The sequence below is a fragment of the Enterobacter soli ATCC BAA-2102 genome (assembly GCF_001654845.1).
In the GTDB taxonomy this organism is placed as follows: Bacteria; Pseudomonadota; Gammaproteobacteria; order Enterobacterales; family Enterobacteriaceae; genus Enterobacter; species Enterobacter soli.
Genome location: NZ_LXES01000019.1, coordinates 32,568 through 45,925 on the forward strand (window position 1 = coordinate 32,568; position 13,358 = coordinate 45,925).

11 protein-coding genes are annotated in these 13,358 nt (G+C 52.1%); 6 read left to right on the forward strand and 5 right to left on the reverse strand.

The window, feature by feature from the left end:
- Positions 1-2 precede the first annotated feature (2 nt).
- On the reverse strand, positions 3-1,049 hold the full coding sequence (rfaF, locus tag M987_RS06505; protein WP_014068361.1) for an ADP-heptose--LPS heptosyltransferase RfaF: 1,047 nt from the start codon (positions 1,047-1,049) through the stop codon (positions 3-5).
- A 9-nt stretch (positions 1,050-1,058) separates the two neighbouring features.
- Complete coding sequence (rfaD, locus tag M987_RS06510; RefSeq protein WP_014068362.1) at positions 1,059-1,991, reverse strand: ADP-glyceromanno-heptose 6-epimerase; 933 nt, start codon at positions 1,989-1,991, stop codon at positions 1,059-1,061.
- Positions 1,992-2,205: 214 nt separating this feature from the next.
- On the opposite strand from rfaD, the gene kbl reads away from it, so the two are divergent.
- The 6 genes from kbl (at position 2,206) to M987_RS06540 (ending at position 9,370) form a co-directional block, all read left to right on the forward strand.
- A complete protein-coding gene (gene kbl / locus M987_RS06515) occupies positions 2,206-3,402 on the forward strand; it encodes a glycine C-acetyltransferase (RefSeq protein ID WP_014068363.1) in 1,197 nt (398 codons plus the stop codon).
- Between the two features lie 9 nt (positions 3,403-3,411).
- Positions 3,412-4,437, forward strand: a complete 1,026-nt coding sequence (tdh, locus tag M987_RS06520; RefSeq protein ID WP_014068364.1) for an L-threonine 3-dehydrogenase — start codon at positions 3,412-3,414, stop codon at positions 4,435-4,437.
- Positions 4,438-4,613: 176 nt separating this feature from the next.
- The gene (locus M987_RS06525) at positions 4,614-6,194 is read left to right on the forward strand and encodes a phosphoethanolamine transferase family protein (RefSeq protein WP_014068365.1); all 1,581 of its coding nucleotides are present in this window, start codon (positions 4,614-4,616) and stop codon (positions 6,192-6,194) included.
- A 69-nt stretch (positions 6,195-6,263) separates the two neighbouring features.
- Positions 6,264-7,523, forward strand: a complete 1,260-nt coding sequence (locus M987_RS06530; RefSeq protein ID WP_014068366.1) for an O-antigen ligase family protein — start codon at positions 6,264-6,266, stop codon at positions 7,521-7,523.
- Positions 7,524-7,594: 71 nt separating this feature from the next.
- Positions 7,595-8,335 carry a glycosyltransferase gene (locus tag M987_RS06535; RefSeq protein WP_246866459.1) on the forward strand — a complete coding sequence of 247 codons (741 nt, stop codon included), beginning with the start codon at positions 7,595-7,597 and terminating at the stop codon, positions 8,333-8,335.
- Between the two features lie 123 nt (positions 8,336-8,458).
- Positions 8,459-9,370, forward strand: coding sequence for a capsular polysaccharide synthesis protein (locus M987_RS06540; protein WP_014068368.1), 912 nt, complete (start codon positions 8,459-8,461; stop codon positions 9,368-9,370).
- Between the two features lie 37 nt (positions 9,371-9,407).
- Here M987_RS06540 and M987_RS06545 read toward each other — a convergent pair whose 3' ends face one another.
- The 3 genes from M987_RS06545 to gpmM are packed head-to-tail and all read right to left on the reverse strand — an operon-like array spanning position 9,408 to position 13,184.
- Positions 9,408-10,343: a divergent polysaccharide deacetylase family protein gene (locus M987_RS06545; RefSeq protein WP_014068369.1), complete on the reverse strand. Its 936-nt coding sequence runs from the start codon at positions 10,341-10,343 to the stop codon at positions 9,408-9,410.
- A gap of 3 nt (positions 10,344-10,346) precedes the next feature.
- Positions 10,347-11,606: a murein hydrolase activator EnvC gene (envC, locus tag M987_RS06550; protein WP_245551580.1), complete on the reverse strand. Its 1,260-nt coding sequence runs from the start codon at positions 11,604-11,606 to the stop codon at positions 10,347-10,349.
- Positions 11,607-11,639: 33 nt separating this feature from the next.
- Entirely contained in the window at positions 11,640-13,184 is a 1,545-nt protein-coding gene (gpmM, locus tag M987_RS06555; RefSeq protein ID WP_014068371.1) for a 2,3-bisphosphoglycerate-independent phosphoglycerate mutase, read from the reverse strand.
- Positions 13,185-13,358: the final 174 nt, after the last annotated feature.

A 13,358-nucleotide genomic window follows, 5' to 3' on the forward strand; every position in this document is an offset into this window, starting at 1 on the left:
CGTTATCCTTCTTCGCTCAACAGCAGTTCGTTAAGCTCTTCGAGCACGCGCTCTGGCGTAATGTCGATCAGGCTTTGGTGATAGCCTTGCGCCGCATCGCCTTTACGCACTTTGTGGTAGCCGGTAATCAGGCGAATAACGCGCGCTTTGTGTGACAGCGGCGGGGTGAAGTCCGGGCTGCTTGGGCCATACAGGGCAACCAGCGGGCGGTTAAGGGCAGCTGCAACGTGCATCAGGCCAGAGTCGTTGGTAACCACGGCTTTACAGGCGGCAATCAGAATAACGGCTTGTTCCAGCTGCGTTTCCCCGGCCAGGTTGCGGCACCAGGCCTGCTGTTCTGTGCTCAGCGTGGCAAGGATTTCATTGCCCGCTTCGTGATCTTTCGCCGAGCCGAACAGAACAATCTGGTTGCCTTCGTCGATAAGCTGTTTTGCCAGTTCGGCGTAGTGATAGTGCGGCCAGCGTTTTGCCGGGCCGAATTCTGCGCCAGGGCAGAAACCGATCATCGGGCGTTCGTCAGAAATACCAAACGCATTGCAGGTCTGGGATTTTTCGCCATCGTTAACCTGCAACTGCGGCCACAACAGCGGTTGCGGCAGATCTTTCGCACTGCGCATCACGCCTTTGTCGTAGGCCAGCGCCACATAGCGCTCCACCATCAGCGGCCAGGCCAATTTATCCAGCACGCGGGCGTCGTTCAGTAACCCGTAACGCATTTCACCGCGCCAGCCGGTGCGATGAGGCACGCCAGCAAAGAAGGGCACTAAAGCGGATTTAAACGAGTTGGGCAGCACGTAAGCGCGGTCGTAGCGCTTTTCGCGCAGGCTGTGGCCGAGCTTGCGGCGTTCGCCGATTTCCAGCGCCCCGTGGCCGAGCGGCATCGGGATAGCGTCGTTAACTTCAGGCATCCGCGATAACAGCGGACGGCACCATGCAGGTGCCATCACGTCGATTATCGCCTGGGGATAGCGCGCCTTGAGCGTGCGATAGAGACTTTGCGACATCATCATGTCGCCCACCCATGACGGGCCGATCACCAGTATCTTCATGCTTACTTCTTACGCGTCGCGGTTCAGCCAGGCCATATATTCCGTTACGCCTTCGGCAACGGTCTTGAACGGCTTGTTGTAGCCGGCGGCACGCAGGTTGGTCATGTCAGCCTGAGTGAATGCCTGGTAGCGGCCTTTCAGTTTTTCCGGGAACGGAATGTACTCAATGCTGCCTTTTTTGTGGTACGCCAGGGTTGCGTCTGCAACGGCCTGGAAGGATTCCGCACGGCCGGTACCCAGGTTGAAGATGCCGGACACGCCGTTTTCCCAGAACCACAGGTTCACCGCCGCAACGTCGCCCACATACACGAAGTCACGCTTGAAGCTATCGCTGCCTTCGAACAGTTTCGGACTTTCGCCATTATTCAGCTGGGTGTTCAGGTGGAACGCCACGCTCGCCATGCTGCCTTTGTGGCCTTCGCGCGGCCCGTAAACGTTGAAGTAACGGAAGCCGACGATCTGGGAATTCGCTTCTGGCAGAACCTGGCGCACGTATTCGTCGAACAGGAACTTAGAGTAGCCATACACGTTCAGCGGCTGCTCATATTCGCGGGATTCGATGAAGTTTGACGTACGACCGCCGTAGGTAGCCGCAGAAGAGGCATACAGGAACGGAATTTCACGCTCCAGGCAGTAGTGCAGGATCTCTTTAGAGTACTGATAGTTGTTATCCATCATGTACTTGCCGTCCCACTCGGTGGTGGAAGAGCACGCACCTTCGTGGAAGATAGCTTCGATTTCGCCGAACTCTTCACCTGCCATAATCTGGATAAGGAAGTCTTCTTTATCCATATAGTCAGCAATGTTCAGATCCACCAGGTTTACAAATTTGGTGCCGTCTTTCAGGTTGTCCACCACCAGGATGTCGGTGATGCCTTTGTCATTGAGAGCCTTAACAATGTTGCTGCCGATAAAGCCCGCGCCGCCGGTAACGATGATCATAACTGTAACCTTTGAAGTGTGGAGTCCGGGGACAATCCCGGACGCTAATGTACCTATCATATCATTAGTATGGCTGCCCTTCAGCCATTCACCGACATAGCGCAAGGGTACACGTGATTTATGCTGCAAAAACGACAAGAGATACTGCGTCATCTCGTCATAAACTATAGGTTTGGGTAATATGTCCCGAAATTTGCCGAGTCTGGAGAATGCAATGCGTGGTGATTTTTACAAACAGTTAAACAGCGACCTGGACACCGCACGCGCGGAAGGGTTGTTCAAAGAAGAACGCATCATCACTTCTGCGCAGCAGGCGGATATCACCGTCGCCGATGGCAGCCATGTGATTAACTTTTGTGCGAACAACTATTTAGGTCTTGCGAATCACCCTGAGCTGATTGCCGCTGCGAAAAACGGCATGGACACCCACGGTTTTGGTATGGCCTCTGTGCGCTTTATTTGTGGCACGCAGGACAGCCACAAGCAGCTTGAGAAAAAGCTGGCGAGCTTCCTCGGAATGGAAGACGCGATCCTGTACTCCTCTTGCTTCGATGCTAACGGCGGCCTGTTTGAAACGCTGCTGGGTGCAGAAGATGCGATTATTTCTGATGCCCTGAACCACGCTTCCATCATCGATGGCGTGCGTCTGTGTAAAGCGAAGCGTTTCCGCTATGCCAACAACGATATGGCTGAACTGGAAGCTCGTCTGAAAGAGGCGCGTGAAGCCGGTGCTCGCCATGTTCTGATTGCCACCGACGGCGTGTTCTCCATGGACGGTGTGATTGCCAACCTGAAAGGCGTATGCGATCTGGCCGACAAATACGATGCGCTGGTGATGGTCGATGACTCTCACGCGGTGGGCTTTGTGGGCGAAAACGGCCGTGGTTCACACGAATACTGCGACGTGATGGGCCGTGTGGATATCATCACCGGCACGCTCGGTAAAGCTCTGGGCGGCGCGTCCGGCGGTTATACCGCTGCACGCAAAGAAGTGGTTGAGTGGCTGCGTCAGCGCTCCCGTCCGTACCTGTTCTCCAACTCCCTGGCACCGGCCATTGTTTCTGCCTCCATTAAAGTGCTGGAGATGGTGGAATCGGGTGCAGAGCTGCGTGACCGTCTGTGGTCCAACGCCCGTCTGTTCCGTGAAAAAATGAGTGCCGCAGGCTTTACTCTGGCCGGTGCTGACCATGCGATCATCCCGGTAATGCTGGGCGATGCGGTTGTGGCGCAGAACTTTGCCCGTGAACTGCAAAAAGAAGGGATTTACGTCACCGGGTTCTTCTTCCCGGTGGTGCCAAAAGGTCAGGCGCGTATTCGCACCCAGATGTCTGCGGCGCATTCGCCTGAACAAATTGAACGTGCGGTTGAAGCCTTTACCCGCATCGGCAAACAACTGGGCGTGATTGCCTGAGGACGTGAGATGAAAGCGTTATCCAAACTGAAAGCAGAAGAAGGGATTTGGATGACCGACGTGCCGGAGCCGGAAGTCGGTCATAACGATCTGCTGATCAAAATCCGTAAAACCGCCATCTGCGGTACTGACGTCCACATCTACAACTGGGACCAGTGGTCGCAGAAAACCATTCCGGTACCCATGGTGGTGGGCCACGAATATGTCGGCGAAGTGGTTGGCATTGGTCAGGAAGTAAAAGGCTTTAAAATTGGCGATCGCGTGTCTGGCGAAGGCCATATCACCTGTGGCCACTGCCGTAACTGCCGCGGTGGCCGTACGCACCTGTGCCGCAACACGGTTGGCGTAGGTGTGAACCGTCCTGGCTGCTTCGCAGAATATCTGGTGATCCCGGCATTCAACGCGTTCAAAATCCCGGACAACATTTCCGACGATCTGGCATCTATCTTCGACCCATTCGGTAACGCGGTGCATACGGCGCTGTCGTTCGACCTGGTGGGTGAAGACGTGCTGGTGTCCGGTGCTGGCCCAATCGGCATTATGGCCGCTGCTGTGGCGAAACACGTCGGCGCGCGTAATGTTGTTATCACAGACGTGAATGAATACCGTCTGTCGCTGGCACGCAAAATGGGTGTCACCCGTGCGGTGGATGTGTCTAAAGAGAGCCTGAACGACGTGATGGCCGAGCTGGGCATGACCGAAGGCTTCGACGTGGGCCTGGAGATGTCCGGTGCGCCACCGGCGTTCCGTACCATGCTGGATACCATGAACCACGGTGGCCGTATTGCCATGCTGGGTATTCCGCCGTCAGACATGTCTATCGACTGGAATAAAGTCATCTTCAAGGGGCTGTTCATCAAAGGTATCTATGGCCGTGAGATGTTCGAAACCTGGTACAAGATGGCTGCACTGATCCAGTCTGGTCTGGATCTGTCGCCAATCATTACTCATCGCTTCTCCATCGATGAGTTCCAGCAGGGCTTTGACGCGATGCGTTCAGGCCAGTCCGGGAAAGTGATCCTGAGCTGGGATTAACCTGCCTCCAGGCACCCGTTTTTACGGGTGCCTGACTACTTTTTAGCGGTTTGACTTTCCAGGGGTTACTTGTTAACTTCTGGCGAATTTTTCTCCACCGAGTCTTCTCCGCACGTTCATACTTGCAGTCATAATGACTGCGTCAGGAAAGATTTCGCCAGACTAATCAGGTCATTATGTCCACATTGTTTTCGCAAAAGTTGGTTGATACTCCTTCACGGCTTGCCGCTTTTTTAACAGTAGTCATTTCCCTGCTAATAGTCATTGGCGTTAATATTATAAATGCTAAATATAATGCGGTGATTAACCGGACGCTGGTATTTGTACTGATATTACTGACGTTAAAATGCATAAATAATAAATTTATTAAAAACGCACTGGCGGTGATTTTATTAATTCCGGTCGCGGCTGATCTTACGCTTCAGTTATATGCGTGGAATAACTTCAATTCAGCATTTAGCTACGGATTTGCGCTCAGCGTATTAAATACCACACCGGGTGAAGCCAGTTCGATGCTCGGGCTGTACTGGCGTGAATGCATTCTCTTTGTGGCGTTTTCCGCGCTGTTTATCTATACCGCCAACACCGGCGGATGGCCCGTTGCACCGCGTTTTCGTCGCTGGCCGGGCATTGCGCTGGCATTAACGCTCGCAGCCTTTATTGGCCAGGCCTGGCAGCATCAGCTCAGAAGAAGTAATGTCGAAAGTATGGCGCAGCGCGTCGTGCAGGCCACACCGGTCAGCACTGCAAAAGTGTTTATGCAGGCGATAGAAGATAACGCGGTAGTCGCCAATATTGGCAATAACATTCCCGATTATAAACTCACGCTGTCGGACACCGGGATTGAAAACTATGTGCTGATCATTGGTGAGTCAGAGCGCACGGCAAACATGGGTATCTATGGTTATCAACGGGATACCACACCAGAGCTGGAGAAACAAAAATCGCAGCTTTTATTGTTCCGCAATGCCGTGACCCCCGCGCCTGTCACCATTATGGCCGTGCCATTAGCAATGACAGCCGATACTGTGAGCAAGCGCGACCCGCATAAATACAGCGATAATGTCATTAATATCGCCAATAAAGCGGGATATGACACCTACTGGTTTAGCCGCCAGGGCAAGGGCGGGGCGCATAATAATGTCATTACCGGCATCGCCATGAACACGAAGGAGCATCAGTGGGTAGAAGGGGGCTATGATGAAGACCTGCTGCCGTTACTGAATGAGGCGCTGAAAAAACCGGGCAAAAAAATCATCGTCCTGCACCTGTACGGTAGCCACGAGCCCGCCTGTCGACGCTTCCCGGCAAGTCAGGCCGTTTTGAGTGGCGGTAGTGAAGCCGATGATTGTTACGATAACTCAGTGCGTTACACCGATACGCTGATGGGTGATATCTTCCGTACTCTGGAAAACTCGCGTTCATCAGTGATGTATTTTTCCGATCACGGTCTGATTCGCGATCCGCAGCGTTCGGTGGTTTACTCTCACGGCAACGTCAACCCTCCGAGAGAAGCCCTGCACATCCCGATGTTTATCTGGTACGGGCAACAGGTTGATCCTAAAAATAAATTCATCGGCGACTATAATAAGCCCTGGTCGGCTGACGATGTAAACACGCTCGCGGAGTTGTGGTTAGGCATTCATCGTCAGGGTGAACCTGTGCAGTCAGTACAGTCCTGGCTTGCCAGTTACGATAAGAATGTGACAGTGCTGGATACGACCGGTAAGTCGTATGAATGGCGCAATATTCGTTAACACAGGTACGATCAACAAGCGTAACGGGATGTGCTAGCCTGTTTTTTACTTTCAGTAAGTGGAATGATGATGAGTAACTTAACATTAGATAAGACCCAATATTATTTATTACAGTTATTATTTGGGCTATGTGCTGTTGCGTTTGGGTGCGTTATTGTTTCACCCAATTTTTCAATAAAAGTATTTAGTGTTGCCGGTATTGTGGCTCTGGTTGCATTTTTACTGGATATTAAAAACTTTAAAAAACATGATGCATTTTGGCTGTGCCTGGTGCTGCTTGTCATTGGTATTTGCGACCTCGTCTGGTATCGCATGTTTAAGGTAGAGAGTAGCCCGGCGATTAACTCTTACCGCGCGTACCTGGAAGTGGGTAAAATCTGCTTATTTGGCGCATTTTCGCTGTTTGTGTTTGCAAACCGAAGCCAGCTCAAAATCGGTAGCAATAAAGTTCATGTGTTGCTGGCTGTTCTGCTTCAGGTGATGATTATTGTTTATGCAAGCTACCAACACTTTTTCCTTGATAGTCAAAGGGTAACACTTGCGCTCAAGGGCGGTACCAACGCGACGGGTGCAGCGTATACCATCGCCTTTATCTCCTTCTATACCATCCTTGTAATGCAGCACAGCGCTTCCCGCTGGAAAGAATTGGGTATCCTTGGACACTTCTTTATTACCTTCCTGATTCTGGTTTCTACAGAAACACGTGCCGCTATTCTGGCGTATCCCATCATCTTCTTCGGCCTGCTGGTGGTGAAGTTCTACAAAGAAAGGCATATTCCGTGGAAAGGGGTTGGTGTGCTTCTGGTCGCGTTGCTTGCGGGCATGTTTATGATGAAACACAGCCTGATCCAGCGTTATAACGATTTAAACCACGACATTGTTGCCTATGATAAAGACAACAGCACCACGTCCGTTGGGGCGCGTTTTGCCATGTGGAAAACCGGTTTAATTGCGGCAGAAGATAACTATTTCTGGCAATCCACTGATGTGCGTAATGCCAAAATTACTGACGTCGTGAAAAAAGATCCTAGCCTGGCAGGTGCGTTAGAACATATGCGCGGTCACTTGCATAATGAAGTGGTTGAGACACTTTCTTTAAAAGGTCCGTCAGGTTTAATACTTTATATTCTGTTTGTAATATCGCTTGCGTGGTATGCATTGCGAAAGCTGAACAGCGTTATTCTTTGTGCTTTCTTAGCGTCAATGATTATGTTCGGTTTAAGCGGCGTCATGTTCTATTCTAAAACAACGCCAGTCGCCTGGATGCTGACACTTATAATGTCGGTTGTATTCCTGGAGCAAAACAAGCACCGGGATATCATAAAGTAATCGTTTTGATTCTCCACCGGGAAAAAGGTATTCTCCCGGTGGAAAAATGTCATTTAACAGACGAGCACGCTATGAACGAACTGATTTCAGTAATCATCACCACCTACAACAGAGAGGATTTGCTGGAACGCGCCATTCGCTCAGTAATTGCTCAGACTTACCCTGCTGTAGAATTGATTATTGTTGATGACTGTTCGAACGAAAAAACGGCGCAACTTATTGAACGTATACGATCAGAATGTGAGGCGCGTTTTGTGCATTTCACTTATGAGCGTAACGAGAAGAACAGCGGCTCTAACTTCAGCCGCAACCGGGGTTACGCACTCTCGCACGGTGTGTTTGTCACCGGTCTGGATGACGACGATTACTTCCTCCCTGAGCGTTTAGCAAAGCTGGTTTCGCGCTACGATAAAAACTATGCCTTTGTCACAGATACTCCAGCCCGCCTGGATAAAACTCACCGCACTTACCCTGATACCAACGATAAAAGAATAATTGGCTTACAGGATATCCTCTGCGAAAACGTGGTGGGCAATCAGGTGCTGACAACGAAAGAGAAACTGTCAGGCGTGGGTGGTTTTTCCCCTGAGATTAAACAACAGCAGGACCGTGATGTCTGGATTAAATTAATCCTGAAATATGGTCCCGGTATTAAATACAGCTTTAGCACCGCTATGGTGGATGCTGAGCACGGTAGTAACCGCATTACATCGCAAATTAAAAAATATAATGCCTACCGCAAGCTCTATTTTAAATACCGTGAGCACATGTCCGAAGAAACCAAAAGCAACAATCTGTTCCAGCTGATGTAGTTCCGTGGTTTTAAATCTTCGCGCATGAACTTTTTATTACGCGGGCGTAAAAAAGATGCCAAGCTGAGAATGAAACTGCTGCGCCGTACATTAAAAGAGCTATTCTGATATTAATATGGTGAAATGATGAATCTTAATGTAACGAATAAGCTCATCAAGAAAACCCGGCGCTGGCAGAAGAAAACCGGTTTATCTCTTTTCCAGCGTGCGGCTGAGCATTTTGAGCAGAAGAAAAAAGAGACGCTGTTTGGCGTGATTGATGCGCTGAAAATTCAGCCTGAATCCGCGGGCAACACTGAACCTGCACAGTCGCGCATCATCTGGATCTGCTGGTTTCAGGGGCTGGAGAGCGCACCAGAGTTGGTTAAGCGTTGTATCGAATCCGTACAACGTAATACGCCTGACGCTCAGGTTGTCATCCTGACGGATGACAATATTCCTGACTATCTCTCGTTACCGGAACACATTAAAACCAAGTATCAGGCCGGGCTTATCAGCAAAGCGCAATATTCCGATATTGTTCGCTGCTCATTGCTGTATCAGTACGGCGGGATCTGGATGGATGCCACCGTCTTGATGACGAAAGCTGTGCCTGAATCCTTCTATGAAAATAGCTTCTCATCGCTGCGTTTCGACGCGGGTGACAATGCAACAAGCCAGGGATTCTGGACGGCCTATTTTCTTGCCTCACAAAAGGGCAATACGCTGGTGAAACTGGTTAGGGATATCCTTTATCGCTACTGGCAACATCACGATACCCTGATCGAATATTTCTTAATTGATTACAGCTTCTTGTATGCCCGCGAACGTTATCCTCAGTTTCGCGAGGTCATGAATGCGCAGCCAGTGACGGGAAATAATCGCTTTTTGATTCGCCAGTTTATCTCTGCTGCACCTGATGCGGCGGCGATTGATACCCTGAATCGCGATCCTGTGGGCATCTATAAACTCTCCCACAAGGAACAGTATCGAACGGTGGATAACGGGAAGCCGACGCTGTACAGCCAGATCCTCGACGATACCTTCCGTCTGTAATGACAAAAAAGCCACCCTCACAGGTGGCTTTTTGTTATCAGGATTTCTTACCCCATCCCTGCCATTGCTGCTGAACGTATTTCACCAGCGTGCTTTCACCAATGCTTTCGCCAATCACCGAGAAGAAGCGGGTCGCGTAGACCGGCTCTGGCGGCTGTTTCGGTTTGCAGCTCTTCACGCCGCGGAATGGATTGCGCGGCGCAGATGGCTTGGCAGGTTGTGAAAGATTCGGTGTCGACGTATCAGACTGCGGTTCATTCAGCAGGTCGCTCGGGCGCACCAGCGTGATATCGGAAGGCAACGTCGGCAGCATCTGTTGCAGGACGCGCACAGTAGACGGATGCGGGTGGCCGATGGCAATTGCCGAGCCGTTGCGACGCGCCAGCTGCACCGCGCGATTAAACTGCACGCGAATATCCGCTTCGTTTTGGGTGTCATCCAGGAACACTTTGCGCTTAATCACCTTTACGCCAGTTCCCTGTGCGGCGCGCATGGCCTGACTGTTGCCAATGGTCATGCTGTCGAGGAAGTAGAGGTTATAGCGCTCCAGCGACTGCATCACCTTGAGCATCCCGTACAGGCTGGATGTCATCGCGCTGCCCATATGGTTATTGAGGCCCACGGCATACGGCACTTTGTTGTACGCATCGCGGATAATACGATCGATTTCATCGCTGCTCATGTCCGGGCGTAGGGTGTCTTTTTCCAGCGGCTGCTTGCTGATGGGCGCCATTGGCAGGTGGATCAATACCTGATGCCCACTATTGTGGGCTTTGGTTGCCATTTCGCGCGCGTGCGGCGCATTGGGCAGCACGGCGACGGAAATGGCTGACGGCATTGCCAGAACCTGGTTTTCGGTTTGCGGACGATAACCGAAGTCATCAATGACGATGGCAAGTTTGCCTGCGTATACCGGTGCTGCCAGCGCCAGTGCGCTGGCGACGGAGAGAACAATTCGACGAAATTGAAGCAAAACTTATCTTCCCAACCACGGCTGTGGATTGACCGCCTGACCCTGGCGACGAATTTCGAAATAGAGTGACGGGCGGCCCTGACCGCCACTGCTGCCCACAAGGGCGATGGGTTGGCCAGCGCGCACCTGCGTGCCGACGCTGACCAGTGCGCTCTGATTGTAGCCGTAAAGGCTCATATCGCCTTTGCCGTGTTCGACCACCACCACAAGCCCGTAACCCTGCAACCAGTCGGCAAGGATCACGCGGCCATCGGCAATCGCTTTGACTTCGCTACCTTCAGACGCACCGATAACTATCCCTTTCCAACGTAGCTCACCCTGCAACTGTTCGCCATAGCGATGCAGAATAGAGCCGCGAACAGGCCAGTAAGCCTGACCACGAGGTGCGCCCAGACCGCCGGTACGCGACATCAGTGAGCGTTCGCTTTCCGTTGGTTTGTAGGTTGTCCCTTTGCGGGACGCTTCTTGTTGCTTGTCGCGGACGGCTTGCGCATCACGTGCTTCTCTCTCGGCTCGCGCTTTGGCGGCCGCTTCTGCACGGGCAATGCTGTTACGCAGTTTTGATTCGTTGGCGCGCATTTCGCTCAGCTGGCTCTGACCTTCCTGAATGGACGACTCAAGACCAGAGAGGGTTTTTTTACGCTCATTACGCGCCTGCTCGAGCTTCGCCTGCTGTGCCTGCTGATCGTAGAGCAGCGTTTGCTGCTGACTCTGTTTCTCTTCCAGCTCGGCTTTTTGCGAGGTGACTTCTTCGCGGGTCTGTTTCAGCTGGGCGATAGTTTCCTGACGGGCCTGGTTCAGGTAACCGAAGTAGGCCTGCAAACGCTGGCCGCGCTGAGTTTCTTCCCCGCTTAAAATCAGCTGAATACCGGTGTGTTCCCCCTGACGGAAGGCGGCATCAAGCTGAGCCGCGAGATTGCGTTCCTGGCTGGCGCGCTGGCGCTCCAGTTTGGCAATCGAGGCATTCATTTCGTCGATCTGTTTATTCAGCTGCGCGAGGGTGTTTTGAGTTTCACGTAGCTTGCGTGCGGCAGCGGAGATGGCTTCTTCCTGCTGCTTCAGTTGGGCAAGGAGTGATGAACGCTGCTGTTGCTGCTGGCGTACCGCGCGCTCTTTGGCGGCGATATCGGCCTGAATAGATTTAAGCTGGTCGCGATCGTCCGCATGGGCGGATGCTGCGCACAGCAATACGCCAGCGCTGAGTGCGCTGGCGCAAAATAGGGCCCTGACTGATAACCGAAGCGGCTTCACGACCCATGTGATTGAAAAAATCGCCTTTCCCCTCATGGGGAGCGATTATTCCACGATGAACAGCGGCTTGCCAGTCATCTCTTTAGGGATTTCCATACCCATCAGCGTCAACATGGTTGGCGCGATGTCGGAAAGCTTGCCGCCTTCCACCGCTTTCAGTGATTTATCACCGACATAGATCAGCGGAACAGGCAGGTTGGTGTGGGCAGTGTGAGCCTGGCCGGTAGACGGATCGCGCATCTGTTCTGCGTTACCGTGGTCGGCGGTGATCAGCAGCTGGCCACCTACGGATTCAACCGCTTTCGCAACCTGTTCAACGCAGTGATCCAGTGCTTCAACGGCTTTGATTGCGGCTTCCATCACGCCAGTATGGCCAACCATATCGCCATTCGGATAGTTACAGATGATGGTGTCGTACTTACCGCTTTCGATAGCCGCGACCAGTTTTTCAGTCAGCTCGGCAGAGCTCATTTCGGGTTGCAGGTCGTAGGTCGCGACTTTTGGTGAGTTGATCAGGATACGGTCTTCGCCTTTGAACGGCTCTTCAACACCACCGTTAAAGAAGAAGGTCACGTGTGCGTATTTCTCTGTTTCGGAGATACGCAGCTGTGTTTTATCGTTTTTCGCCATCCACTCACCGAGGGTGTTTGCCAGTGAAGCAGGTGGGTAAGCACAAGGTGCTTTGATGTCTGCGGCGTATTCGGTCAACTGGATGAAATTGAGGTTAACCACTTTCTTGCGGGCGAAGCCGTCGAAATCGCTGTTCACGAAAGCACGGGTGATTTCACGCGCACGGTCAGCACGGAAGTTCATGAAAATCAACGCATCGCCGTCTTCCATCGCGGCATCGGCCTGGCCTTCAGCACGGATAACCGTCGCTTTCACGAATTCGTCGTTTTCATCGCGGGCGTAAGCCGCTTCCAGACCTTCTACGGCGGTCGCAAACTGGAACTCGCCTTTTGCCAGGGTCATCAGGTCATAAGCTTGTTCAACGCGATCCCAACGGTTGTCGCGGTCCATTGCGTAGTAACGACCAATGATGGAGGCCACACGGCCTTTGCCCAGTGCGGCAAACTTGTCTTCAAAGGCTTTCAGGGAACCTTCAGCGCTGCGTGGTGGCGTATCGCGGCCATCAAGGAAAGCGTGCAGATAGATTTTCTCAGCACCGCGTTCTGCTGCCAGCTCAACCATAGCCATGATGTGATCTTCATGGCTATGAACGCCGCCCGCAGAGAGCAGACCCATGATGTGTACCGCTTTGCCTGCGGCAACGGCTTTATCAACCGCACCTGACAGCGTTGGGTTGGAGAAGAAAGTCCGTTCTTTAATTTCAACATCCAGACGGGTCAGGTCCTGATACACGATACGACCCGCGCCCAGGTTAACGTGTCCGACTTCGGAGTTGCCCATCTGGCGATCCGGCAGACCCACTTCCAGGCCAGATGCATCAATCAGGGTATGGGGACGTTTTGCCCACAGTGCATCCATGACCGGGGTTTTGGCGTTGAAAATGGCGTTATCCTGCTGATCTTCACGGTAGCCATAGCCATCCAGAATCACCAGTACCATAGGTTTTTTAGAAACCGACATTGCGACAACCTCATGCTCAAGAGACAAAAAATTTGCGTAATTTTACTACAGCTGAATCGATCAAATAGCCGCAGAAGATCAAAGAATGGGTAGGGGCAAGGCGCTTCTCAGGTCATTTTAAGGCTTTTTTTTCGTGGCATCCCGCAGAAAATCGATTAGCTTATTGTCGCTGGC

What these genes read in the sequence shown, in the direction of transcription:
- rfaF (WP_014068361.1), bottom strand. Translation starts at nt 1,049, where the DNA reads ATGAAGATACTGGTGATCGGCCCGTCATGGGTGGGCGACATGATGATG.
- rfaD (WP_014068362.1), bottom strand. Translation starts at nt 1,991, where the DNA reads ATGATCATCGTTACCGGCGGCGCGGGCTTTATCGGCAGCAACATTGTT.
- kbl (WP_014068363.1), top strand. Translation starts at nt 2,206, where the DNA reads ATGCGTGGTGATTTTTACAAACAGTTAAACAGCGACCTGGACACCGCA.
- tdh (WP_014068364.1), top strand. Translation starts at nt 3,412, where the DNA reads ATGAAAGCGTTATCCAAACTGAAAGCAGAAGAAGGGATTTGGATGACC.
- M987_RS06525 (WP_014068365.1), top strand. Translation starts at nt 4,614, where the DNA reads ATGTCCACATTGTTTTCGCAAAAGTTGGTTGATACTCCTTCACGGCTT.
- M987_RS06530 (WP_014068366.1), top strand. Translation starts at nt 6,264, where the DNA reads ATGAGTAACTTAACATTAGATAAGACCCAATATTATTTATTACAGTTA.
- M987_RS06535 (WP_246866459.1), top strand. Translation starts at nt 7,595, where the DNA reads ATGAACGAACTGATTTCAGTAATCATCACCACCTACAACAGAGAGGAT.
- M987_RS06540 (WP_014068368.1), top strand. Translation starts at nt 8,459, where the DNA reads ATGATGAATCTTAATGTAACGAATAAGCTCATCAAGAAAACCCGGCGC.
- gpmM (WP_014068371.1), bottom strand. Translation starts at nt 13,184, where the DNA reads ATGTCGGTTTCTAAAAAACCTATGGTACTGGTGATTCTGGATGGCTAT.